The following is a 23,479-nucleotide window of genomic DNA, read 5'->3' as shown; positions in this document are numbered from 1 at the left end:
CTAGCCTTGCCCCCATGGCCGACATCTTCTCCGTCGTGGCGGACCCGACGAGGCGCGAGCTGCTCGGGGCGCTCCTCACCGCCTACGGATCGGACGCCACAGCCGGCGAACTCAGCGTCGGGCAACTGGTCGAGCGGCTCGGCGTGAGCCAGCCGACCGTGTCGAAGCACCTCCGCGTCCTGCGCGACATCGGCCTCGTCACGAGCCGGGAAGAGGGACAGCACCGGTTCTACCGGCTCGACCCGGAACCCCTCGTCCGCCTCGAGGACTGGGTGCTCCCGTTCACCGGGGCCGTCGACGCAGACGGCACCCCGGCGACCACCGCCTGGACGCCGGACGGGCAACCGGTCTCCGTCCGTCGGAGCGGCGCCGCGGGCAAGGCCACGGTCGAGGTCGGCACCGAGCTCGGGCGGGTCATGGCGGAGGCCTCGCACCGGGCGAACGCCGCGATCTCCGGTGCCCAGCACGGGTGGGAGCGCGTCGTCGACCGCAGCCGCAAGCGGTTCGCCCGCCGCGGCGACGAGGACGGCGAGTGAGCCTGGACACCGGGTCCCACGCGCCTCTACAGTGACCAGTGACCACACAGGTCACATCGATCCCACACGCCGCGTCGACATGGCCGGCGGGCGGGCCACCCGGAGGCGGACCATGACCGGCAGTTTCGACGACGTGCGCTTCCTCACCGTCGCTGAGGTCGCCGAGATGATGCGCGTCTCGAAGATGACCGTCTACCGCATGGTGCACGCTGGGGAACTCCCCGCGATCCGCTTCGGACGGTCCTTCCGCGTGCCGGAGTCCGCCGTCGCCGCGGTCCTGCGCGGTGGCGTCGCCGACGTCGGCTGACCGCCCGTTCGACATCACAGCGGCCACCCGGTAGACTCCACCAGGTTGATTTTCCGCGGTCTCTTCGGCCCGGTGTCCGTACATCAGCATCAGTCCGAGCGAGGTCCACATGGGTTCTGTCATCAAGAAGCGTCGCAAGCGCATGGCGAAGAAGAAGCACCGCAAGCTCCTTCGCAAGACGCGTCACCAGCGTCGCAACAAGAAGTAGGTCGAAGGACCAACAGCTGAAGCCCCGGTTCGCCGGGGCTTTCGCATTTCCCGGGGGCGTGCTCCGCCCCCGCCGGGCCGCGGTCCGGTGCGGGTTACGCTGGGGGCATGCCCACCGTGACGCTCTTGACGAAGCCCGGCTGCCACCTCTGCGACGAGGCACGACCCGTCGTGGAACGGGTCGTGGCCGAGCACCCCGGCACGACGCTGCAGGAGCAGTCGATCCTCGACGACGAAGCACTGCGCCAGGAGTACGCCGAGGACATCCCGGTCGTGCTCGTCGACGGCCGGGTGCACAGCAACTGGCGCGTCGACGCCGACCGACTCGCCCGCGCACTCGAGCAGGCGGGGGCCCGCGCGTGATCTCCCACGTCGTCTCCTGGACCCTGCGCGAGGACCTCGACCGCGCCGGGTCGATCGCACGCATCCGCGAGCTCCTGACCGGGCTCGTCGGCACGGTCGACTCGATCCGCTCGCTCGAGGTCGTCGAGAACGTCGCGTACCCGGACAAGAACCACGACGTCGCCGTCGTGGCGACCTTCGACGACCTCGCCGGGCTCGACGCGTACCAGGTGCACCCGGAGCACCAGGCCGCGGCAGCCGAGATCCGCGGACTGGTCACGGGGCGGGCCGCCATCGACTGGCAGAGCTGAGCCGGGCCTCCCGTCCGACCCGTCGCGCCGTACGCTGCGGCGCTTCGTGAGCAGCAATGGTCGCCTCCCGCGTCGGGAGGCGACCATTGCTGCTCACCATGTGCGCGCGGCGTCGCCGCGCAGCGCGGGGTCTACGGGGTCAGGCGTGTCGGGCCGCGGAAGAGGTACGTGACCTCGCGGATCGACGGCTCGCCGAGCATGAGCATGAGCACGCGTGCCAGGCCCATGCCGAACCCGCCGTGCGGCGGGACGCCGTAGCGGAAGAAGTCGAGGTACCAGCCGAGCTCCTCGGGGTCGAGGCCCTTCTCGACGGCCTGCGCCTCGAGCACGTCGACGCGGTGCTCACGCTGGGCACCCGTGGAGATCTCGGCGCCGTTGAAGATGAGGTCGTAGCTGTTGGTGACCGACGGGTCGCCCGGCTTGCGCATGTGGTAGTACGGCCGGATCGAGGCGTCGTACTCCGTGACGAACACGAACTCGGAGCCGTGGTGCTCCTTCGCCCAGGCGGCGACGCGGCGCTCGCCCTCGGGGTCCAGGTCGCCGTCGGCGCGCACGACGTCGTAGCCGCTGTCCGCGACGATCTTCCGGGCCTCGGCCAGGGTCACCCGGGGGAACGGCGTCGCGGGGACCTGCAGCTCGAAGCCGAAGACCTCCTCGATGTCCTTGCCGTACTTCTCCTTGACGGCGGTGATGCCGGCGACCAGGACCTCTTCGTGCATCGCCATGACGTCCTCGTGGGACTCGATCCACGAGAACTCCGCGTCGACGCTGGTGAACTCGGTGGCGTGCCGACTCGTGAACGAGGGGTCGGCGCGGAAGGCGTCGGCGATCTCGAACACGGCGCCGAAGCCGGCCGGCTGCGCCATCTGCTTGAAGTTCTGCGGCGACTGCGCCAGGTAGGCGGTCGTCTCGAAGTACTCGAGCTGGAACAGCTCGGCGCGCGACTCGGACGCCGACGCCATGAGCTTCGGGGTGTGGATCTCGATGTAGTCGCGGTCGACCCAGTACGTGCGGAACGCGTGCTCCAGCGTCGTCTGGATGCGGAAGATGAGGTTCTGCTTGCGGTTGCGCAGGTCGAGGAAGCGCCAGTCGAGCCGCTTGTCGAGCGAGGAGTCGTCGGCGATCGGGGTCTCCGGGATCGCGGCGCTCACCACCTCGAGCGCACCGATCTTGACCTCGAGCCCACCGAGCTTCACGCGCTCGTCGTGCTTCAGCGTGCCGGTGGCGTGCACGAAGGTGCCGTGCGCCAGGCCGGAGATCTCGTTCGTCGTCGCGAGGGCGGCCTGGGCGGCGTCGTCGCCGTCCTCGGCCTCGCGCGTCGCCGGGTTCACGAGCTGGACGGCGCCGGACTCGTCGCGCAGCACGACGAACTGCACCTTCTTCTGGTCTCGGACGGTCTCGACCCATCCGGCCACGGAGACGGGGCCGTCGGGGAGGGCTGCCAGGTCGGCGATGCGGGTGCGTTCGATCACGGTGGTCGAGTCTAACCGTCTGCGTCTGCCGCGTGGGTCGCCCCGTTGTTCCTCCACAGGGCGGCACGCGTCCGTCGTCGTCCACAGAGCGGCCGGGAGGCCCACCGCGGCCCGAGCGGGATCCGTAGCGTCCTCGACGTGGCCGGGTCGCGGGCCGGAAGAGGGGACCGATGGGGACGGGAACGGGGGTGCTCGCGGCCTGGCCGCCTGCGGCGGTGGCGCTGGTCGTCGCCGCGTTGTGCACGGCGACCCTGACGATGCTCGTGGCCGTCGTCGGCGGAGTGTGGGCGGTCGTCAGGTGGCGGCGGGACGTCGCGCGCGAGCAGCGGGACCGTTACTGGTCACGGCTGACGGTGGTGTTCGACCTCGTCACCGCGACCGAGGTCGGCCGCCGTGAGATCGGCCGCAACCTGGCGCAGGCGATGTACGACATGCAGAAGGTGCCCGCTGGAGAAGAACCCGCTGCGAGGGTGTTGGCGGAACTCCTCATCGAGCGAAGGAGACAGTGATGACGAGCCGACTGCGACGCGCATGGCGAGAACTGGTCCGGAGGGAGCCCGCGGCGTCCGCGGATCCACGTGCGCCCATCGGTCCGGCACCGGGCGAGAGCATGTGGGACTGGGCGCAACGCGGAGCGATCGAGTGGCAGCTCCACGTGGAGGAAGGCGAGCTCAAGCTCGAGCTGGCGCGGGAGCGAATGCGGGCCCAGGTGCTCGCGGAGCACGATGCCGGGTCAGGGGAGCGACGCGCGGAGTGACCCCAGCGTGCCGAGGAACTCCTCGGCCATGCCCGCCCGCTCGACGAGCTTCGCGTGCCGGGCGCGCGCGTCCTCGAGGAACTCGTCCAGACGTGCTGCGAGCACGGGCTCGTCGTCGACGGCGCGGGTGCGCAGGGCGTCGACGACCCGGAGCAGCTCGGCCATCTCGTCCAGGGTGAAGCCGAGGGGCTTCATCCGGCGGATCACGAGCAGCCGCTCGAGGTCCTGCTCGGTGTACACGCGGAAGCCCCCGGTGGTCCGACCGCTCGGCACGAGCAGCCCGACCTCGTCGTAGTGCCGGATCGTCCGCAGGGACATGCCGGCACGGTCGGCGAGCTCGCCGATGTGCATCGTGTCGGGGGCGTCGTCGGGGTGCATGGTCCAACCCTACCCTCACGTGAGGGTAGGGTTGACGGCGATGTCAGTGATCTCCTCCGCCCCGGCCGCCACGAGCGTCCTCACCGCGCTCCGTTCGCCGCGCCTGCTCACCCGCGAGGTCCTCGCCGGTGTCGTGACCGCGCTCGCCCTCATCCCCGAGGCGATCTCGTTCTCCGTCGTCGCCGGGGTCGACCCGGCCGTCGGGCTGTTCTCGAGCGTCGTCATCGCGATCGTCATCGCGATCGTCGGCGGACGTCCGGCGATGGTCTCCGCCGCCGCGGGTTCGGTGGCGCTCGTCATCGCGCCGCTGGTCCGCGAGCACGGCATCGCCTACCTCGTGCCGGCGATCGTCCTCGGGGGCGTCCTGCAGCTCGTCCTCGGGTTCCTCGGGGTGGCACGGCTCATGCGCTTCATCCCACGCAGCGTCAACGTGGCGTTCGTGAACGCCCTGGCGATCCTCATCTTCACCGCGCAGCTGCCGAACCTGCTCGGCGACGACGTCCCGTTCGTCGTGTGGCCGCTCACCGCGCTCGGCATCGCGCTCATCGTCGGCTTCCCGTTCCTGACGAAGGCGATCCCGGCACCGCTCGTCGCCGTCGTCGTGATCACCGCCATCACGATGCTGTTCAGCGTCGCCGTGCCGACGGTGGGGGACGAGGGCGAGCTGCCGACCGCACTGCCCGGGTTCGGGGGCATCACGACGCCGTTCACCCTCGAGACGCTGCAGATCGTCGCGCCCTACGCGGTCGGTGTCGCGATCGTCGGCCTCATCGAGACCCTGCTCACCGCCCAGCTCATCGACTCGATCACCGAGACCGGTTCGAGCAAGTGGCGCGAGTCGTGGGGGCAGGGCGTCGCGAACATCGCGTCGGCGTTCTTCGGCGGGACCGGCGGCTGCGCGATGATCGGGCAGACCGTCATCAACGTGAAGACGGCCGGCGCGCGGACCCGCATCTCGACCTTCGCCGCCGGCGCCTCGGTGCTCGTCCTGACGATCGTGCTGCACGACCTCGTCGCGCAGATCCCGATGGCGGCGCTCACCGCGGTCATGCTCATGGTCTGCGTCGCGACGTTCGACTGGCACAGCATCCGACCGCGCACCCTGCGCCGGATGCCGCTCGGCGAGACGGCCGTCATGGTGATCACGGTCGTGGTCGTCGTCGCGACCGACAACCTGGCGACGGGGGTGCTCGTCGGCGTCGTCGTCGCGGCCCTCGTGTTCACGCGCCGCGTCGCCCACGTCGTCACCGTCGTCCGCGAGCCCGTGGACGACCGGACCGTCCGGTACCGGGTCCGCGGGGCGCTCTTCTTCGCGTCGTCGAACGACCTGGTCACCCGGTTCTCGTACGCGCAGGACCCGGAGCGCGTCGTCATCGACATGTCGGACGCGCACGTCTTCGACGCGAGCACGGTGGCCGCACTCGACGGCGTCGAGCAGCGCTTCGCGAAGCACGGCAGCACGGTCGAGGTGGTCAACCTGAACACGGCGTCGGTCGCGCTGCACGGGCGGCTCTCCGGCGAGCTCGGCTGAGCGCTTCCGCATCCGTGAATCGCCTGGGGGGCCGGTGGGAACGCGAGGGCGACCTAGACTGGAACCCATGCCCGCCACCCGAATCCACCTCGTCCGGCACGGTGAGGTGCACAACCCGGACCGCGTCCTCTACGGCCGGCTCCCCGGCTTCGGTCTGAGCGATCTCGGCGGGCAGATGGCCCTGGCATCGGCGACGGCGTGGCACGACGCGGGCGTCGACGTCCGGCGCATCGTCGCCTCGCCGCTCCAGCGCACGCAGGAGTCCGCGGCGCCGTGGGCCGCGGCCTACGGCCTCGAGGTCACGCTCGACGAGCGCCTCATCGAGCCGACGAACCGCTACGAGGGGCAGCCCCCGGGGTTCACGAAGCGGTCGCTCGGCCGCCCGGCGGAGTGGCCCTGGATAGCCAACCCGCTGCGGCCGAGCTGGGGCGAGGCCTACGAGTCGATCGCGAACCGCATGCTCGCCGCCGTGGACACGGCCTGGCGGAGCGTCGACGAGGGCGACGTCGTGCTCGTCAGCCACCAGCTGCCCATCTGGATGGTCCACCGGAAGCTCGCGGGGGAGTCGCTCTGGCACGACCCGCGCAAGCGCCGCTGCGACCTGTCGAGCATCACCACCGTCGAACGTGTGCCCGCCACGTCGACCGGTCGGTTCACCGAGGTCGGGTACGCGGACCCCGCGCAGGACCTCCGCGCGCGGGCCATCGACGAGGGAGCAGTGTGACCGGCACCACCAGCGAGAACGGCAGCAGCGTGCGGCGGACCCGTGGGCGCCTCGCGACGATCGCGGGGGTGGCCGCCGTGGCCGCGGCCCTCGTCCTGACCGGGTGCTCGTCGGGCAACGACTCCCTGTCGAAGCAGTACGGCAGCGGCACCACCCAGAACTACATCTCCGGCAACGGCGCGGTCACCGAGGTCGCTGCGGACGAGCGCGCGGCCCCGGTCGAGTTCTCGGCGGAGGACACCGACGGTGACGCCGTCTCGGCGGCGGACCTGCGCGGCAAGGTCGTCGTGCTGAACTTCTGGTACGCCGGCTGCCCGCCGTGCCGTGCCGAGGCGAAGTACCTCAACGAGGTCCACGACGACTACGCCGACTCGGACGACGTCGCCTTCATCGGCGTCAACGTCCGCGACGAAGCGGGCACCGCCGCCGCGTTCGAGCGGACCTTCGGCGTGGAGTACCCGACCGTCCTCGACGCACGGACCGGAACCGTGCAGCTCGCGATGTCCGGTCAGGTCGCCCCGAACGCGGTCCCCGCCACCATCGTCCTCGACACGAAGGGCCGGGTCGCGGCGCGGGTGCTCGGCGCCGTCGACGGCACGAGCATCCTGAAGACCCTGGTCAGCGACGAGCTCGACGCGGGTAAGGCCTCCTGACCCGTGGCCTCCAACCCCTTCGCCGACGCGATCCTGAGCGGCCAGATGGCCGTGGCGCTGCCCGTGGCAGCGCTCGCCGGTCTCGTGTCGTTCCTGTCGCCGTGCGTGCTCCCGCTCGTGCCGGGCTACCTCGGGTACGTCGGGGGCGTCGCCGAGGGCGGGCAGCGGCGGGGGCGGGTCGTGCTCGGCGTGCTGCTCTTCATCCTGGGCTTCACGGCGGTCTTCGTCGCCTACACGACCGTGTTCGGCGCGCTCGGCTTCTGGCTCGTCCGCTGGCGCGACCTCATCACGCAGGTCCTCGGCGTCGTGGTGATCGCGATGGGGCTCGTCTTCGTCGGTCGCTTCACCTTCATGCAGCGCACGCTCAAGCCCGGCTGGACGCCCGCCACGGGCCTGGTCGGAGCCCCGCTGCTCGGCATCGTCTTCGGCCTCGGCTGGACCCCGTGCCTCGGCCCGACACTGGCGGCCATCAACCTGCTCAGCGTGCAGTCCGGCAGCGCCTGGCAGGGCATGTGGCTCGGCGTCGCCTACTGCCTGGGGCTCGGCGTCCCCTTCCTGCTCGTCGCCCTCGGCGCGGGGTGGGCCACCGGCGCCGTGCGTGCCGTGAAGCGCCACATGCGCACCGTCAACATCATCGGAGGAGCGATCCTGATCGTCATCGGTCTGCTCATGGTCACCGGCATCTGGTCGGCCATCATGTCGAGCGTCGGGGCGGTGATCCAGAGCTATGTCCCCGCGATCTGACGACGGCACCGACCTCGCGGCCGACCCGCAGCGGCCGTCCGACCACGTCGACGGCTCCGGGCCGGGCGACTCCGAGATCGTCCAGCCGAAGCTCGGCCTGGTCGGGTCCCTCCGGTTCGCCTGGCGCCAGCTCACGAGCATGCGCACCGCGCTCTTCCTGCTCATGCTGCTCGCGCTCGCGGCGATCCCGGGCTCGCTCGTGCCGCAGCGCACCGCCGACCCGAACGGCGTCGTGCAGTACAAGACCGAGCACCCGACGCTCTACCCGATCCTCGACAAGCTGCAGGTCTTCGACACCTACACGTCGGTGTGGTTCTCCGCGATCTACCTGCTGCTCTTCGTCTCGCTCATCGGCTGCATCCTGCCCCGGACGAAGCACCACTGGCAGGCGCTCCGGACGCGGCCGCCCCGCACACCCGCGCGCCTGACGCGCCTGGCTGGCTTCCGGTCCGTGGCGGTGGGACCGGACACCGTGGCGGACGACGCCAGCACGACGGACGCGGCCACGGGCCTCCCGTCCGTCGACCACGCCGTGACGCGCGCGATGGCCATCCTCAAGCGGTCCGGCTACCGGGTGGAGCGCTTCGGCGACTCGGTCAGCGCAGAGCGCGGCTACCTGCGCGAGACCGGCAACCTCGTGTTCCACGCGGCGCTCGTCGGCGTCCTGCTCGCCGTCGGTGTCGGCGGCGGGTTCGGCTACACGGGGCAGCGGCTGCTCGTCGAGGGGCAGACCTTCTCGAACGTCCTCGGCTCGTACGACTCGTTCAACCCGGGGCGGTGGTTCCGGCAGTCCGACCTGCAGGGCTACAACCTGACGCTCGACAAGTTCACGACGACGTACGAGGAGAAGAACCTCGACGCCCTCGGACAGGCGCTCGACTACTCCGCCACCGTCACCACCCGCGAGCAGGGCGGCGAGGCCGCGACCAGCCGGCTCGGCGTGAACAGCCCGCTGCACGTCGGCGGGACGAACGTCTACCTGCTCGGCAACGGGTACGCTATGTCCGTCACGGTGCGCGACGGCAAGGGCGACGTCGCCTTCCAGGACGTCGTCCCGTTCCTGCCGGAGGACTCGAACTACACCTCGCTCGGCGTCATCAAGGTGCCGGACTCGGTGCCCGACCAGCTCGGTATCCAGGGGTTCTTCTACCCGACGGCGACGAAGAAGGCGTCGGGGGCGTACACGAGCGCCTACCCGGACGCCCAGAACCCGCTGCTGAGCCTGCAGGTCTACACGGGCGACCTCGGCCTCGACAGCGGTGTGCCGCAGAGCGTCTACACGCTCGACACCGGTGGCCTGCAGCAGATCGCCGGCCGCCAGGCGGACGCGCCCTCGATCATGCTGAAGCCCGGGCAGACGAAGCAGCTGCCCGACGGCGCCGGGTCGATCACCTTCGACGGCGTGAAGCGGTACGTCTCGCTCGACGTGCACCACGACCCGTCCTCGGTGTGGGTCGCCGGGTTCGCCCTGCTCTCCACGCTCGGCCTGCTCACGTCGCTGTTCGTGCCGCGCCGCCGCGTGTGGGTGAAGGCGGTGCCCCGGACGGGCGCCGAGCACGGTGAGTACGACCTCGAGTACGCCGGCCTGGCCCGCGGCGAGGACCCGAACCTCGAGCGTGCCGTCGCGGACCTCGCACACCGCCACCTGTCGGACCTCGGCGTTAGGATGCCCCAGTGAGCGACTTGACCACGAACCTGGCGACCTACTCGGTCGTGCTGACGTACTCCGCGATGTCGGTCTACGTCATCGCGTTCATCTCGTTCGCGCTGGACATGGCGAAACGATCGGGCGAGGTCGCGGCCGCTGCGAAGGCGGCCGGTACCGACGGCGCCGACGACACGGCGACCACCACGGCCGCCCGGTCCGGCAAGACCGTCGCCACCGTCCGCGGCGGCACGGTCGTCCTCGAGCAGATCGCAGCTCCGCCCGCGAACGGCAGCGGTGCGTCCGGCCGCGGCACCACGTTCGAGCGGGTCGGGATGGCGATGACCGTCCTCGCGCTCGTGCTGCACGTCGGAGCGGTGGTGCTGCGCGGGATCGCGGCCGACCGTGTGCCGTGGGGCAACATGTTCGAGTTCTCGCTGACCGGCACGGCGCTCATCACGCTGATCTTCCTGCTCGTGCAGTTCTGGCAGAACCTGAAGTTCCTCGGCGTCTTCATCAGCGGGCTGACGATCATCCTGCTCGGCATCGCGACGGTGAACTACTACGTCCCCGTCCGACCGCTCGTGCCGGCGCTGACGTCCTACTGGCTCGTCATCCACGTGTTCGTCGCCATCGCCGGCACCGGGTTCTTCGCCCTCGGCGCGGGCCTCGCGATCGCACAGCTCGTGCAGACCTACCGGCAGGGCCGCTCGGCCGAACAGAAGCTCCGCTTCATGGCGACGCTGCCGAATGCCGACCGGCTCGAGGTCCTGACCTACCGCGTCCTGCTCGTCGGCTTCGTGCTCTGGACCTTCACGCTCATCGCCGGTGCGATCTGGGCGCAGAGCGCCTGGGGCCGGTACTGGGGCTGGGACACGAAGGAGGTCTGGACCTTCATCATCTGGGTCATCTACGCCGGCTACATCCACGCCCGCGCGACTCGCGGCTGGCGGGGCGCCCGGTCCTCGTGGCTCGCGCTGATCGGCTTCGCCGCGGTCATGTTCAACTTCTCCGTGGTCAACGTCTTCTTCAAGGGGCTGCACAGCTACTCCGGGCTGTGAGTCCCCGGGTCCGCTGAAAGGACCGGGTCGCCACCACGGCCGGACGGGAGGCACGGTGCCAGCTGGCACCGTGCCTCCCGTCCGTCGTCCGGTCCGGTGACGCGCGGTCGCTCGGCGGGGCGCCGAGGTCGCACGATCTGCCGCTCCGGGCGTCGCCGAGCGGCCGGATGTGCGACCTCGGCGGACGCGAGCGGCGCGTCGTGCGACCACGGCCGAGCACGACCGGCCCGACCACCGGCCCGCGCGGCCGCCCGCCCGCCCGGCCGCGGGATGCCGCGCCTACGCGCCGGCGAGCACCGCGTGCACGCGCTCGAGCCGTGCCCGCCACCACGCCGTGCGCTCGGGCGAGGCCGCGTTCCGCTCGAGCAGGTCACGGGACACCGCGGTGCGGCGCACCGGCACCCGGCCGTCCACGGGCAGCAGGGGCTCGGTCGTGACGTCGGTACCGAACATCGCAGCCGTGCCGAGCCCGGCGGCGTAGCCCGGCGACATCGCGGCGGCGGCGAGGAAGGCCCCCATGCCGAGCCCGACGGAGGTGTCGAGCGCGCTGGACACCACGCAGGGCAGGCCGGCCTCGGCGACCAGGGAGCGGGCAGCGGTGATGCCGCCGAGCGGCTGCGCCTTGACCACGAGCACGTCCGCGGCACCGGCCCGGGCGACCGCGAGCGGGTCGGAGGCACGGCGGACGCTCTCGTCGGCGGCGATCCGGACGCCGAGCCCGGCGGTGCGGGAGCGGAGATCCGCGAGCTCCGGCACGGTGGCGCACGGCTGCTCGGCGTACTGCAGGTCGTAGGGGGCGAGCCGTTCCAGGGCGGCGGTGGCTCGGTCGACGCTCCAGAATCCGTTGGCGTCGACCCGCACCGCCGCCGAGGGGCCCATCACCCGCCGGACCTCGGCGACGCGTGCGACGTCGTCGTCGAGCGTGGTGCCGGGTTCGGCGACCTTGACCTTCGCGGTCGTGCAGCCCGGGTAGCGCCCGAGCAGGTCGGCGACGGCGTCGGGGGCGATCGCCGGGACGGTCGCGTTCACCGGCACTGAGTCGGCGGCAGCGTCGTGGTCGGTCCACCCGAAGTCGATCGCGGCCCGGAGCCAGGCCGCGGCCTCGGTGTCGTCGTACTCGACGAAGGGCGAGAACTCGGTCCAGCCGGCCGGTCCGCGGAGCACCAGTGCCTCGCGGGTGGTGATGCCGCGGAACCGGACGCGCATCGGCAGGGCGACGACGTGCGCGTCGGCGAGGAGGTCGGCGAGGTCGGGGAGCACGTCGCCATCATCCCAGTCCGGGTGGCGTCCAGCCCACCCGCCGGTTCCTCGGAGCCGTCCGCCAGGGCAGGGCACTAGCATGCGACGGTCGGCCGAGGTCGACGGTGGAACGAACCGGAACGAGGGAGGCTCGGTGGCGCCGGATCCGCAGCAGCGTGCGTCGACACCGCGCTCGTCGAACCCGCGCTCGTCGAACCCGGGCTCGTCGAACCCGCGACCGATCGCTCCGTCGGTCGCCCGCAACCCCGGCGCCCGCGGTGCCGTCGCGAAGGCCCCGGGCCGCGACCCCGACGAGTTCTCGCGCCTGCTCCAGCAGAACACCGTCGACGTCCGGCACACCGCCGACCGCCGTCGCCGCAACCCGGTCGTCGGCAAGATCGCCCTCGGCCTCGCGGTGGTGTCGGCAGCGGTCGACGCCAGCGCCTTCGCGGTGTTCATGGGCGGCGACACGAACTTCGCGTTCGGCATCTGCTTCGTCGTCGTGTTCCTCACCCTCATCGCGGCGGTGCTCGGCTTCGTCGCCGCCGTCGGGTCCTTCGGCCGGTGGTACGGAGCGGTTGGGGTCGTCGTGGCGTTCTTCGCGAACCCCGTGATCCTCATCGTGATCCTGGTGTTCGTGGCCCCCGAGGTCCTCACCGACATGGGCGGCTGACCCGGCCGAGCGGCGACGCCCGCCCGTACGGCGGCGGTACGTTGGGAGCATGGCTGCCCCCGTCTCCGACCTGTTCGATCCCGCCGTCTGGGCCGAGGCCCCGATCGCCGAGCACTTCACGGACATCACGTACCACAAGCACGTCTCGAAGGGCATCGTCCGCGTCGCGTTCGACCGCCCCGAGGTGCGCAACGCGTTCCGCCCGCGCACGGTCGACGAGCTGTACCGGGCACTCGACGACGCCCGCCAGGATCCCCGCGTCGGCGTCGTCCTGCTCACCGGCAACGGCCCGAGCCCGAAGGACGGTGGCTGGGCGTTCTGCTCCGGCGGCGACCAGCGCATCCGTGGGCGGAGCGGGTACCAGTACGTCGGCGACGAGGGCGCGCCGCCGGAGGGCGTCGACCCCGCCGCGGCACAGGCGTCGATGGGCCGGCTGCACATCCTCGAGGTGCAGCGCCTCATCCGGATGATGCCGAAGGTCGTCATCGCCGTCGTCCCCGGCTGGGCCGCCGGCGGCGGGCACTCGCTGCACGCGATCTGCGACCTGACCATCGCCAGCGCCGAGCACGGCAGGTTCAAGCAGACCGACGCCGACGTCGGCTCGTTCGACGGTGGGTACGGCAGCGCGTACTACGCGAAGCAGATCGGGCAGAAGCTCGCGCGCGAGGTCTTCTTCCTCGCCGAGGAGTACTCGGCGCAGCGCGCGTACGAGATGGGCGCGGTGAACAAGGTCGTGCCGCACGAGGACCTCGAGCGCGAGGCCGTCCGCTGGGGCGAGACCATCCTCGGCAAGTCGCCGACGGCGATCCGGATGCTCAAGTACGCCTTCAACGCGGTCGACGACGGCATGGTCGGCCAGCAGGTCTTCGCCGGCGAGGCGACCCGCCTGGCCTACGGCACCGACGAGGCCGTCGAGGGACGCGACTCCTTCCTCGAGAAGCGCGCGCCCGAGTGGACCGCCTTCCCCTGGCACTACTGATGCCCCGTCCGCTGGTCGCGCTCGGCACGTCGGATCCGTTGGTCGTGCTCCGCGGCCTGGAGGCTGCCCTCGCCGGCGGCCCCGCACTGCTCCCCGTCGCCCCGGACGCGCCGGCGCTGCCGACCCGGCCACCGGCCGACGTCCGACAGGGGGTCGCCCTGGTCGTCGAGACGAGCGGGTCCACCGGCACCGGCAAGCGCGTGGCGCTCTCGTCCGAGGCCCTGCTCGCCGGTGCGGCGGCAGCGGACGCCGAACTGGGCGGCCCCGGCGGCTGGGTGCTCGCGCTGCCGACCCACTACATCGCCGGTCTCAACGTGCTGACCCGGTCGATCACCGCCGGGACCGAACCGGCGGTCGTCCCGCCGGGACACTTCGACGCGGCGGCGTTCGCGGACGCCGCCGACCGGCTCGTCACCGGGCCGGCGGCTCCGCGCCGGTACACCTCGCTGGTGCCGGTCCAGCTCGCGCGGGTGCTCGACGACGAGCGTGCGACGGCGGCCCTCGCCGGCTTCGACGCGGTGCTCGTGGGTGGGCAGGCCACGCCGGCGGCGCTCCGGGAACGGGCGCTCGGGGCCGGGGTCCGCGTCGTCACCACGTACGGGGCGAGCGAGACGAGCGGGGGCTGCGTGTACGACGGCACGCCGCTCGGCACCGTGCGGACCGCACTCGACGACGGCGAGCTGCTGCTGTCCGGTCCGATGCTGGCCGAGGGGTACCTCGACGACGACCGCCGGACGGCCGCGGCCTTCGTCGAACGCGACAACGCCCGCTGGTACCGGACGGGCGACGCCGCGACGCTCGACGACGGCCGGGTCCGGGTCCTCGGTCGGCTCGACGACGTCGTCGTCTCCGGCGGCGAGAAGGTCCAGCTCGGGGCGGTGGAACGGCTCGTGCGGGACCTGCCCGGGCAGGACGCCGCGGTCGTCACGCGGCGGGCGTCGGGGGAGTGGGGCGAGGTCCCGGTCGTCGTGACGGAGCGGCCGCTCGACCTCGACACCGTGCGCGAGCACGTCGGCTCCGTCCTCGGCCGCGCTGCGCGACCGACCGCCGTCGTCCTGGTGGAGCGGATGCCGATGCTCCCGACCGGCAAGCCCGACCGCCGCGCGGTCCAGGCCCTCGCGTCCGGCTGACGGCGGCCCCGGCGCTGCCGGGTCGCGGATAGGATCGATGGTCGTGGCACGAACGAAGAACGCGACCCAGAAGAAGGGCCGGTCCGGCAACCCGGCGAAGGCCGCTGCCCCCCAGCGCGCGAAGCGCGGTGCGACGGCCCGCGACTGGATCGGCGGCGCCCGTCTCCGCACGCTGACGCTCGGCGTGGTGCCGGTGGTGCTCGGCACCGCGGTCGCGTTCGTCGACAGCACGACCCCCGGCGACTTCGGCTCGTGGATCGGGCAGGACGGGCACCTCACCATCGCCCTGCTCGCCCTGGCGGTCGCACTGTTCCTGCAGGTCGGCGTGAACTACAGCAACGACTACTCGGACGGCGTCCGGGGCACCGACGAGTTCCGCGTCGGACCGGCACGCCTGACCGGTGCCGGCATGGCGAAGCCGCGGACGGTCCTCACCGTCGCCCTGACCTTCTTCGGACTCGCGGCCGTCGCCGGGCTGGTCATCGTCGTCCTCACCCAGCTGTGGTGGCTGCTGCTCGTCGGTGCCGCCGCCATCGTCGCGGCGTGGTTCTACACCGGCGGCAAGAAGCCGTACGGGTACAACGCCCTCGGCGAGGTCTTCGTGTTCGTCTTCTTCGGACTCGTCGCCGTCCTCGGCACGCAGTTCGTCCTCATCGAGCAGGTGACGGTCAGCGGGTGGGCGGCCGCGATCGCCGCCGGGTTCTTCGCCTGCGCCGTGCTCATGGTGAACAACATCCGCGACATCGACGAGGACACCGCGGCCGGCAAGCGCACGCTCGCGGTCGTGGTCGGCCGACCGGTCGCCTGCGTGCTCTACGGCCTGTTCCTGATGCTGCCGTACGTGGTGCTGCTCTGGTTCGTCCTGCTCTACTTCCGCAGCGGGTTCACGTACTTCTCGCTGCTGCTGGCCCTGCCGGCACTCGTGATCGGGGTGACCTCGCGCAAGCCCCGGGAACTCATCACGGCGCTGCAGCTGTCTTCGTTCGCGTCGCTCGTCTTCGGTGTCGTGCTCGGCATCACCCTGGCCGTCCAGCCCTGACCGGAGCGGCCGGCCGCCACTGACGGGTCAGCGGGCGCCGTCGTCCTTCCGGGCCGCGTGGCGGTCGGCGTCGGACACCGGACGCACCTCGGTCGCGTACCGCTGGTCCGAGGCGTCGACGACGCCGTCCTCGAAGTCGGAGTCCGCGTCGGCGGCCGGCGCGGTGCGGCGGTTCGCCAGGCTCGTCGCGACCTGCGTGCGGAGCCGCGCCAGCGCGATGTAGGAGACGAGCAGCCCGACGAGCGCGGCGACGATCGTCGCCCAGTACCACTTCATCGGGGTCAGCACGAGGAGCAGCACCAGGGCTGCCGCGAAGATGCCGAGCCGGGCGAGGGTGTACAGGAGCCACGCTTTCACGCGGCAAGTCTACGGACGGTCGGCGGGCAGGACGATCACAGGGTCGGCTCCTAGACTCCACGGCATGGTCCGACTGTGGTTGATCGTCGCCGTGGCAGCCGTCGCGTTCACGGTGTACGCAGCCATCGACTGCGCCACCATGCCCCGTGAGCGCATCCGCTCCCTGCGGCGCGGCATCTGGATCCTCCTCGTGATCGTCCTCCCCGTGCTCGGCGGGCTGCTCTGGTTCCTGCTCGGCCGCGCACCAGCGACCGAACCCGGCACCGGACGCCGGTACCGTGGACCGGAAGACGACCCGGACTTCCTCGGCGGCACGCCCGCGCCGGGTTCCACCCTCACGGACAAGGACCAGGACGACGCCACCCTCCGAGACCTCGAAGACCAGTTCCACGACCGGGACGACGACGGCCGCGCCGATCGCTGACGGCCCGGTCGCGTCGGGCAGCCCGGCGACCGACGCCGCCCTGGCGCTGCTGCAGGAACTCGCCCGCGCCGGCGTGACCGACGTCGTCGTCAGTCCGGGTTCGCGGTCCCAGGCACTCGCGCTGGCCGCCGTCGCCCTCGAGCGTGCCGGCGGCATCTCCGTGCACGTGCGCCTCGACGAGCGCACCGCGGGGTTCTTCGCCCTCGGCCTCGCGGTCGAGAGCAACCGGCCGGCCGCGGTCGTCACGACGTCTGGCACCGCCGTCGCGAACCTGCACCCCGCCGTGCTCGAGGCGCACCACTCCGGCGTCCCGATGATCGTGCTCAGTGCCGACCGGCCCGACGAGCTGCGGGGGATCGGCAGCAACCAGACCACCGTCCAGCCGGGGATGTTCGGGCCGGCTGTGCCGTTCGTCCGCGACGTCGAGGCCCCGTCGACCCACGGTGTCGACGAGTCCGTGCGCACCGCGCTGCGCACCCTCGCGCGTCAGGCCGTGGCGGCCGCCGCCGGACACACCGGACAGCCGGGTCCGGCGCAGCTCAACGTGGCCTTCCGCGAACCGCTCTCGGCCGGGCTCCCGGACGAGGGCGTCGACGGTGTCCCCGACGACGAGGTGGACCTGGCCTACGCCACCCGACGCGCGCACACCGGCCTGCCGGTCGCGGACCTCACGCCCGATGACGAGCCGGGCACCGTGGTGATCGCCGGGCACGACGCCGGCGAGGACGCCGAGCGCATCGCGTGGGAGCTCGGTGCGCCGCTGCTCGCCGAGGTGTCCAGCGGTGCGCGCTTCGGCCGGAACCTCGTCGTCACCTACCGCGAACTGTTGCGCGATGCGGCGTTCGGCGGCGCGGTGCGCCGCGCCGTGGTGCTCGGGCACCCGACGCTCAGCCGCGAGGTCCCGGCGCTCCTGCAGCGCGACGACGTGGAGACGATCGTGGTCCGCGGACACACGGCCGACCCGTTCGACCCGGCCCGTGCCTCTCCCCACCGGCACGGCCCGGACGCCGCTGACGCGTCGCCCGGGGACCCGCGGCGTGGGCCCAGTCCGGACGCCGCGACCACCTTCGTGTCCGACGTCCGCGTGACGGGCCGCACCCGGCCGGAGCACCGTGCGTGGGTCGGCCGGTGGGTCGGCGCGAGCCGACAGGTGCTCGGCGACGGCGACGCCGGCCCGGACCTCGACGCGAAGCGCTCGGCCGACCGCGCCGAGAGGAACAAGTTCCTCCGTGACGAGGTCGCACTCCGTCGCCGACCGGTCGACCGGGTGATGCTCGCCGAGGCAGTCTGGGGGGTGACGTGGCCGCACGACCGGCTCGTCCTCGGCGCCTCGCAGCTCATCCGCGAGGCCGACGCCCGTGTGCTCGGCAAGAAGATCCGGGTGCACGCGAACCGCGGCCTCGCCGGCATCGACGGGACCGTGTCGACCGCGCTCGGCATCGCGGCGGCGCTCGAGCGGTCCTCGGCGTCGGTCGGCACCACGCGCGTGCTGCTCGGCGACCTGACGCTGCTGCACGACCTCGGCGCGTTCGTCACCGGCACCGAGGAACCGACGCACCGGGTGCAGGTCGTCGTCGGCAACGACCACGGTGGGGCGATCTTCCGCGGGCTCGAGGTCGCGAAGACCACGCCGGACGCCGACATGCGACGGATGATGTCGACGCCGCAGCACGTCGACGTCGAACGGGTCGTCACCGGACTCGGGTGGGAGTACCGCCGGGCAGCGACCTGGGGCGACCTGGAGCGCGTGCTCACCGACCCCGCCGAACGCGTGGTGATCGAGGTCCCGCTGGTCGACTGACCGGGGGAGCGTCGCACCGTCAGCGCCCCCTGGTGCGGCCGTCCCGCCGCAGTGCGTTCCACGCTCGACATGTCCGTGCGGGCCGCAGCGAATCGCTGCACGGTCACTTCGCGCCCCGGTGCGGCCGTCGCGCCCCGGTGAGTCGGGGCGCGACGACCGCGCGGGGGCGCGGACCGCACGGAGCCGGTGCCCGACCGGCGGTCCACGCCGGCCGTGGCGTCTCGCTCGACGCGCACCGCGTCTCGCCCGGCCCACACCGCGTCGGGCCGCGGCCGACGTGACGGGCGTGCGCCGCGCCTCCCGGCCGTCGTCAGGCCAGGGCGTCGGCGATCGGACGGAACTTCAGGGCGGTCTCGGCGACCTCGCGAGCCGGGTCGGACCCGGCGACGATCCCGGCGCCGGCCCACGCGCGCACCGTGCCGTCGTCGTCGATGCGGGCGCTCCGCAGGGCGAGCATCCACTCGCCGTCACCGGTCGCGCTCATCCAGCCGACCGGCCCGGCGTACCGCCCGCGGTCGACGCCCTCGAGCTCGGCGACCAGGCGCACGGCGACGTCGGTCGGCGTGCCGGCGACCGCGGCCGTCGGGTGCAGGGCGTCCGCGACGTCGAGCGAGGTCGTGTCCGGCGGCAGCGTCGCCTGCACGTCGGTCGCCAGGTGCCACAGGTTCGGCAGCTGCAACCGGAACGGCTCGGCGTCGGCCCGCAGGTCGGTCGCGAGCGGCCGGAGCGCGGCGAGCAGGCTGTCGATCGCGAAGGCGTGCTCCTCGACGTCCTTCGCGCTCGACGCGAGGGCCTCGGCCGCGGCGCGGTCGGAGACCTCGTCGTCGCCGCGCGCCGCGCTGCCGGCGAGCACGCGGGCCGTGAGTCGGGTGCCGTCCGTCCGCGCGAGGGTCTCCGGCGTCGCCCCGACGAGCCCGTCGACGGCGAACACGACGCACTGCGGGTAGGACGCCGCGAGGTCGAGGAGCACCGCACGCCGGTCGGCGCCGTCGGGCAGGGTGCCGACCAGGTCGCGGGCGAGCACGACCTTCTGCGCCTCGCCGGCGACGATCCGGTGGACGGCCTCGTCGACGGCGGCGGCGTACGCGGCCTCGTCGGTGTGTCCGGCCCGCAGCGCGACGGACACGTGCGGTCCGACGAGGGGGACGGGCACCGAGGTGCGTGAGAACGCGAGCGGTTCGGCGCCGGCGGTCGTGTCGATCGCGGTGAGCCAGGCCTTGCCCCGGCGACGGCCGATGACGACGCGCGGCACGATGAGCACGCTCTCCTCTGCGGAGTCGTCGGCGAAGGCGAACGACCCGAACGCCACCAGGCCCGAGCCGCGCAGCTGCACCGGGTCGTCCACGGTCGCGGACGCGACGACGGCGCGCCAGGCGGCCGCCGCGTCGCGCATCCGGTCCGGGCCGGTGAAGGTGAACCGGAGCGCCTCGCCGATGCCGACGATGCCATCGCCGTTCCGGACGAAGGCGAGCGGACGGTCGCGGAGGGTGTGTCGGAGGACGGCGCCCGGGTCGTCGAGGATCCGGGTCGAGACCGTCAGCGGGGGTGCCGCCGTGGTGGTTCGGGTCACGGGTCCGATGCTACGCGCGGACGGCGACAGGCCCGTGCGTGGTCGGTGACGGGCCGGTGCGCGGTCGGCGACCGGCCCGAGCGCGGTCGGTGACTGCGCGGTGTGCGGTCAGTGACGGGGCGGTGTGCCGCCGGTGACGGGGCTGTGCGCGGTCGGTGTCACGGCTCCGCGGACGCCCGGCGTCCCGCGCGCACCGCCCGGGTCGCTGCGAGTCCGGTGAACGTCCGGCCGGGACCTCTAGGATCGGTGGTGTGAGCAGAGCGGACCTGAACAAGCGGCCGGACGAGGTGGCGGCGATGTTCGACGACGTCGCGGCCAAGTACGACCTCACGAACGACATCCTGTCGGCGGGCAACGCTCCGCTGTGGCGTGTCGCGACGGTCCGGGCGATCGACCCGCAACCCGGCGAGAAGGTCCTGGACATCGCGGCCGGTACCGGCACGAGCGCCGCTGCCTTCGCGAAGAAGGGTGCCGAGGTCACCGCCCTCGACCTGTCGGCCGGCATGATCGCCGTCGGTCGTGAGCGCCACCCCGAGATCACCTTCGTCGAGGGCGACGCCGAGCGCCTGCCGTTCGACGACGACACCTTCGACGCCGTCACGATCTCGTTCGGCCTGCGCAACGTCAACGACCCGAAGCAGGCGCTCGCCGAGATGCTCCGGGTCCTCAAGCCCGGTGGCCGCGTCGTCATCTGCGAGTTCTCGACGCCGCCGCGTGCGCTGCTGCGCGTCGGCTACGGCACCTACCTCAAGCGGGTGCTCCCCGGCATCGCCCGGCTGTCGAGCAGCAACCCGGCCGCCTACCGCTACCTCGCCGAGTCCATCGACGCGTGGCCGGACCAGCAGGTGCTGACCCAGTGGCTGCGCGGCGTCGGGTTCTCGGTGGTCGCCTACCGCAACCTCACCGCCGGCATCGTCGCACTGCACCGTGGGCGCAAGCCCGTGGCCGACACGGTCCGCGAGTCGGCAGCGCGACGCGCGAAGGCCCGCCGCGACCACCAGGCCACCGGCGAGCAGCCGCGCGTCGACCCCGCCGACTGACCGGTCCGACCACCCGAAGACGGAGCAGCACTTGAACCCGAGCGTCCCGGTCGCACGTCGTGCACCGAGCCTGCGCGCCTCGCTGGGCATCGGCGAGCGGTTGTTCGCCACGCCCGCCGACCGCCGCTTCATCGCGGCCGTCGACGACGGACTCGAACTCGTCGAACAGGGCCTCGAGGACGCCATGCGCTCCACCGACACCCTGGCCGACACCACCAGCCGTTACCTGTTGTCGGCCGGCGGCAAGCGCATCCGTCCGACGCTGACGCTCCTCATCGCGCAGCTCGGCGACGGCGTGACCGACGCCGTGGTGAAGGCCGCCGTCAGCATCGAGACGACCCACCTCGCGTCGCTCTACCACGACGACGTCATGGACGAAGCACCCGTCCGCCGCGGTGTGCCCGCCGCACAGATCACCTACGGCAACAACGTGGCGATCCTGACGGGCGACCTGCTCTTCGCCCGCGCCAGCCTCATCACGGCCGACCTCGGCACCGAGGGCATCCGGATGCAGGCCGAGACCTTCCAGCGCCTCTGCATGGGCCAGCTGCACGAGACCACGGGGCCGCAGCCCGACGACGACCCGGTGCAGCACTACATCCGGGTGCTCAGCGACAAGACCGGTTCGCTCATCGCCACCGCGGCGCGCGCCGGTGTGATGTTCTCCGGCGCGGACCGCTCGTACCTCGACGCGGTCGGCACCTTCGGCGAGAAGGTCGGCGTCGCCTTCCAGCTCGTCGACGACGTCATCGACCTCGCACCCGCCACCGACAAGACCGGCAAGATCGCGGGCAACGACCTGCGTGCCGGCGTCGACACGCTGCCGCTGCTGCAGCTCCGCCGGCTCGCCGCCACGGACGCGTCGGCGCACGACCTGGTCGAGCGCATCGACCGCGACGTCAACGGCGCCCCGGACGACGCCGTCGGCTCGGAGCCGTACCAGTCCGCCGTCGCCGCGCTCCGCGAGCACGAGGCCACCGCGGCGACGCGCGCGGTCGCCGTCGCCTGGGCGCACGAAGCCGTCGACGCACTCGCACCGCTGCCGGACGGCACGGTGAAGAAGGCGCTGACCCGCTTCGCCGAGTCCGTCGTCGACCGCAGCCGCTGAACACCGTCCGCTTCGGCACCGCACGGTGGCCGAGCGGACGCACCCGGGAACCCCCACCCGAACGAACTGGAGACGAACAGTGCCCACCCTCCGACTCGCCATCGTCGGCGCCGGCCCCGCCGGCATCTACGCCGCGGACATCCTGCTGCGCGAAGCCCGCGGCCACGACGTGTCGATCGACCTGTTCGAGCAGCTCCCCGCCCCCTACGGCCTGGTCCGGTACGGCGTCGCCCCGGACCACCCGCGCATCAAGGGCATCATCAACGCCCTCCGCGACGTGCTCGACAGCGGCGTCGTCCGGCTGTTCGGCAACGTCCGGTACGGCGAGGACATCACCCTCGACGACCTCAAGAAGCACTACAACGCGGTCGTGTTCTCGACGGGTGCGATCAAGGACGCCGACCTCGACATCCCCGGGGTCGACCTCGAGGGCTCGTACGGCGCAGCCGACTTCGTCAGCTGGTTCGACGGCCACCCCGACGTCCCGCGCACCTGGCCCCTGACAGCCGAGAGCGTCGCGGTGATCGGCGTGGGCAACGTGGCACTCGACGTCTCCCGCATGCTCGCGAAGCACGCCGACGACCTGCTGCCCACCGAGATCCCGGACAACGTCTACCAGGGCCTCAAGGCGAGCCCGGTCACCGACGTGCACGTCTTCGGCCGTCGGGGTCCGGCGCAGGTCAAGTTCACGCCGCTCGAGCTCCGCGAACTCGGCGAGGTCCGCGACGTCGACATGATCGTCTACGACGAGGACTTCGACCACGACGAGGCGTCGAAGACCGCGATCGCGACGAACAAGCAGGTCATGGTGATCAACCGCGTGCTCGAGCAGTGGCGCACGCGCGAGACCGGGCAGGCGAGCCGGCGGCTGCACCTGCACTTCTGGGCGAAGCCCGTCGAGTTCGTCGGCGAGGACGGCGCGCTCACGGCCATCCGGTACGAGCGCACGCGGCCGAACGGCGAGGGCGGCGTCGAGGGCACCGGCGAGATCCGCGAGATCCCGATCCAGGCCGCGTACCGCGCCGTCGGGTACTTCGGGTCGCCGCTGCCCGACGTGCCGTTCGACGAGCGTCACGGCGTCATCCCGAACCACGAGGGCCAGGTCCTCGACGACGACAACCAGCAGATCCCCGGCGTCTACGCGACCGGGTGGATCAAGCGCGGTCCGGTCGGCCTCATCGGGCACACGAAGTCCGACGCGATGGAGACCGTGCAGCACATCGTCACGGACCAGGCGAGCTGGTGGACGCCGGAGGACCCGTCCGACGAGGCGATCCCGGCCCTGCTGCGCTCGCGCGGCGTCGAGTACACCGACCTCGACGGCTGGCACAACCTCGACACGCACGAGCAGGCGCTCGGCGCTGCCGAGGGTCGCGAGCGGATCAAGGTCGTGCCGCGCGACGAGATGATCGACGTCTCGCTCGGTCGCGTCGACGTGCCGAGCAACTGAC

The 23,479-nt window shown here is 72.3% G+C and carries 26 protein-coding genes; 21 read left to right on the top strand and 5 right to left on the bottom strand.

What is annotated here, in order from left to right; translation table 11 throughout:
- Positions 1-14: 14 nt before the first annotated feature.
- From DEI99_RS12120 to DEI99_RS12100, 5 genes are all read left to right on the top strand, one after another.
- Positions 15-536 carry an ArsR/SmtB family transcription factor gene (locus tag DEI99_RS12120; protein ID WP_111041051.1) on the top strand — a complete coding sequence of 174 codons (522 nt, stop codon included), beginning with the start codon at positions 15-17 and terminating at the stop codon, positions 534-536.
- Positions 537-648: 112 nt separating this feature from the next.
- Positions 649-843, top strand: a complete 195-nt coding sequence (locus tag DEI99_RS12115) for a helix-turn-helix domain-containing protein (RefSeq protein WP_071261129.1) — start codon at positions 649-651, stop codon at positions 841-843.
- 109 nt (positions 844-952) lie between these two features.
- On the top strand, positions 953-1,051 hold the full coding sequence (locus tag DEI99_RS12110; RefSeq protein WP_003792170.1) for a 30S ribosomal protein bS22: 99 nt from the start codon (positions 953-955) through the stop codon (positions 1,049-1,051).
- Positions 1,052-1,158: 107 nt separating this feature from the next.
- Positions 1,159-1,413 (top strand): glutaredoxin family protein, encoded by a 255-nt coding sequence (locus tag DEI99_RS12105; RefSeq protein ID WP_111041050.1) that lies wholly within the window; start codon positions 1,159-1,161, stop codon positions 1,411-1,413.
- Entirely contained in the window at positions 1,410-1,703 is a 294-nt protein-coding gene (locus tag DEI99_RS12100; RefSeq protein WP_181434369.1) for a Dabb family protein, read from the top strand. Before DEI99_RS12105 ends, DEI99_RS12100 begins: the two co-directional genes overlap by 4 nt.
- A 131-nt stretch (positions 1,704-1,834) precedes the next feature.
- Here DEI99_RS12100 and aspS read toward each other — a convergent pair whose 3' ends face one another.
- On the bottom strand, positions 1,835-3,175 hold the full coding sequence (aspS, locus tag DEI99_RS12095) for an aspartate--tRNA(Asn) ligase (RefSeq protein WP_111041049.1): 1,341 nt from the start codon (positions 3,173-3,175) through the stop codon (positions 1,835-1,837).
- 170 nt (positions 3,176-3,345) lie between these two features.
- Here aspS and DEI99_RS12090 point away from each other — a divergent pair, with 170 nt between their 5' ends.
- Positions 3,346-3,684, top strand: coding sequence for a hypothetical protein (locus DEI99_RS12090; RefSeq protein ID WP_111041048.1), 339 nt, complete (start codon positions 3,346-3,348; stop codon positions 3,682-3,684).
- 224 nt (positions 3,685-3,908) lie between these two features.
- Here DEI99_RS12090 and DEI99_RS12085 read toward each other — a convergent pair whose 3' ends face one another.
- A complete protein-coding gene (locus DEI99_RS12085) occupies positions 3,909-4,310 on the bottom strand; it encodes a MerR family transcriptional regulator (RefSeq protein ID WP_111041047.1) in 402 nt (133 codons plus the stop codon).
- Positions 4,311-4,350: 40 nt separating this feature from the next.
- Between DEI99_RS12085 and DEI99_RS12080 the strand changes: the two genes are divergently transcribed.
- From DEI99_RS12080 to ccsB, 6 genes are all read left to right on the top strand, one after another.
- Positions 4,351-5,841: a SulP family inorganic anion transporter gene (locus DEI99_RS12080; protein WP_111041046.1), complete on the top strand. Its 1,491-nt coding sequence runs from the start codon at positions 4,351-4,353 to the stop codon at positions 5,839-5,841.
- Between the two features lie 67 nt (positions 5,842-5,908).
- On the top strand, positions 5,909-6,565 hold the full coding sequence (locus tag DEI99_RS12075; protein WP_111041045.1) for a histidine phosphatase family protein: 657 nt from the start codon (positions 5,909-5,911) through the stop codon (positions 6,563-6,565).
- Positions 6,562-7,218 (top strand): TlpA family protein disulfide reductase, encoded by a 657-nt coding sequence (locus tag DEI99_RS12070; protein ID WP_258369263.1) that lies wholly within the window; start codon positions 6,562-6,564, stop codon positions 7,216-7,218. Before DEI99_RS12075 ends, DEI99_RS12070 begins: the two co-directional genes overlap by 4 nt.
- A 45-nt stretch (positions 7,219-7,263) precedes the next feature.
- Positions 7,264-7,962, top strand: coding sequence for a cytochrome c biogenesis CcdA family protein (locus DEI99_RS12065; protein ID WP_111041073.1), 699 nt, complete (start codon positions 7,264-7,266; stop codon positions 7,960-7,962).
- Positions 7,946-9,640 carry a cytochrome c biogenesis protein ResB gene (gene resB, locus DEI99_RS12060; RefSeq protein ID WP_111041044.1) on the top strand — a complete coding sequence of 565 codons (1,695 nt, stop codon included), beginning with the start codon at positions 7,946-7,948 and terminating at the stop codon, positions 9,638-9,640. The genes DEI99_RS12065 and resB overlap by 17 nt, the downstream gene beginning before the upstream one ends.
- Complete coding sequence (ccsB, locus tag DEI99_RS12055) at positions 9,637-10,668, top strand: c-type cytochrome biogenesis protein CcsB (protein WP_258369262.1); 1,032 nt, start codon at positions 9,637-9,639, stop codon at positions 10,666-10,668. Before resB ends, ccsB begins: the two co-directional genes overlap by 4 nt.
- A gap of 279 nt (positions 10,669-10,947) precedes the next feature.
- Here the strand turns inward: ccsB and DEI99_RS12050 are convergent, their stop codons facing one another.
- Positions 10,948-11,928 carry an o-succinylbenzoate synthase gene (locus DEI99_RS12050; RefSeq protein ID WP_258369261.1) on the bottom strand — a complete coding sequence of 327 codons (981 nt, stop codon included), beginning with the start codon at positions 11,926-11,928 and terminating at the stop codon, positions 10,948-10,950.
- A gap of 133 nt (positions 11,929-12,061) precedes the next feature.
- Here DEI99_RS12050 and DEI99_RS12045 point away from each other — a divergent pair, with 133 nt between their 5' ends.
- Genes DEI99_RS12045 through DEI99_RS12030 form a run of 4 tightly spaced genes read left to right on the top strand, consistent with a single transcriptional unit; the run spans position 12,062 to position 15,728 of the window.
- Positions 12,062-12,580: a hypothetical protein gene (locus DEI99_RS12045; RefSeq protein ID WP_146247069.1), complete on the top strand. Its 519-nt coding sequence runs from the start codon at positions 12,062-12,064 to the stop codon at positions 12,578-12,580.
- A gap of 49 nt (positions 12,581-12,629) precedes the next feature.
- Positions 12,630-13,559: a 1,4-dihydroxy-2-naphthoyl-CoA synthase gene (locus DEI99_RS12040; protein ID WP_111041041.1), complete on the top strand. Its 930-nt coding sequence runs from the start codon at positions 12,630-12,632 to the stop codon at positions 13,557-13,559.
- Complete coding sequence (locus tag DEI99_RS12035) at positions 13,559-14,689, top strand: AMP-binding protein (RefSeq protein WP_111041040.1); 1,131 nt, start codon at positions 13,559-13,561, stop codon at positions 14,687-14,689. The genes DEI99_RS12040 and DEI99_RS12035 overlap by 1 nt, the downstream gene beginning before the upstream one ends.
- A gap of 37 nt (positions 14,690-14,726) precedes the next feature.
- Positions 14,727-15,728 carry a 1,4-dihydroxy-2-naphthoate polyprenyltransferase gene (locus DEI99_RS12030; RefSeq protein ID WP_111041039.1) on the top strand — a complete coding sequence of 334 codons (1,002 nt, stop codon included), beginning with the start codon at positions 14,727-14,729 and terminating at the stop codon, positions 15,726-15,728.
- Between the two features lie 27 nt (positions 15,729-15,755).
- Here the strand turns inward: DEI99_RS12030 and DEI99_RS12025 are convergent, their stop codons facing one another.
- Positions 15,756-16,085, bottom strand: coding sequence for a DUF4229 domain-containing protein (locus DEI99_RS12025; protein ID WP_111041038.1), 330 nt, complete (start codon positions 16,083-16,085; stop codon positions 15,756-15,758).
- A gap of 64 nt (positions 16,086-16,149) precedes the next feature.
- Here DEI99_RS12025 and DEI99_RS12020 point away from each other — a divergent pair, with 64 nt between their 5' ends.
- Positions 16,150-16,509, top strand: a complete 360-nt coding sequence (locus DEI99_RS12020) for a PLDc N-terminal domain-containing protein (RefSeq protein WP_181434368.1) — start codon at positions 16,150-16,152, stop codon at positions 16,507-16,509.
- Positions 16,502-18,310 carry a 2-succinyl-5-enolpyruvyl-6-hydroxy-3-cyclohexene-1-carboxylic-acid synthase gene (gene menD / locus DEI99_RS12015; protein WP_111041071.1) on the top strand — a complete coding sequence of 603 codons (1,809 nt, stop codon included), beginning with the start codon at positions 16,502-16,504 and terminating at the stop codon, positions 18,308-18,310. Before DEI99_RS12020 ends, menD begins: the two co-directional genes overlap by 8 nt.
- Positions 18,311-18,620: 310 nt before the next feature.
- On the opposite strand, the gene DEI99_RS12010 is transcribed toward menD, so the two are convergent.
- Entirely contained in the window at positions 18,621-19,880 is a 1,260-nt protein-coding gene (locus tag DEI99_RS12010) for an isochorismate synthase (RefSeq protein WP_111041036.1), read from the bottom strand.
- 251 nt (positions 19,881-20,131) lie between these two features.
- On the opposite strand from DEI99_RS12010, the gene DEI99_RS12005 reads away from it, so the two are divergent.
- From DEI99_RS12005 to DEI99_RS11995, 3 genes are all read left to right on the top strand, one after another.
- Positions 20,132-20,920: a demethylmenaquinone methyltransferase gene (locus DEI99_RS12005; RefSeq protein WP_071261161.1), complete on the top strand. Its 789-nt coding sequence runs from the start codon at positions 20,132-20,134 to the stop codon at positions 20,918-20,920.
- Positions 20,921-20,951: 31 nt separating this feature from the next.
- Positions 20,952-22,028: a polyprenyl synthetase family protein gene (locus tag DEI99_RS12000; protein WP_111041034.1), complete on the top strand. Its 1,077-nt coding sequence runs from the start codon at positions 20,952-20,954 to the stop codon at positions 22,026-22,028.
- A gap of 79 nt (positions 22,029-22,107) precedes the next feature.
- A complete protein-coding gene (locus tag DEI99_RS11995) occupies positions 22,108-23,478 on the top strand; it encodes an FAD-dependent oxidoreductase (RefSeq protein ID WP_111041033.1) in 1,371 nt (456 codons plus the stop codon).
- The last annotated feature ends 1 nt before the right edge of the window (position 23,479 follow it).

Source organism: Curtobacterium sp. MCLR17_036, from assembly GCF_003234445.2.
GTDB lineage: Bacteria > Actinomycetota > Actinomycetes > Actinomycetales > Microbacteriaceae > Curtobacterium.
This window is presented reverse-complemented; position numbering and strand designations above follow the sequence as displayed.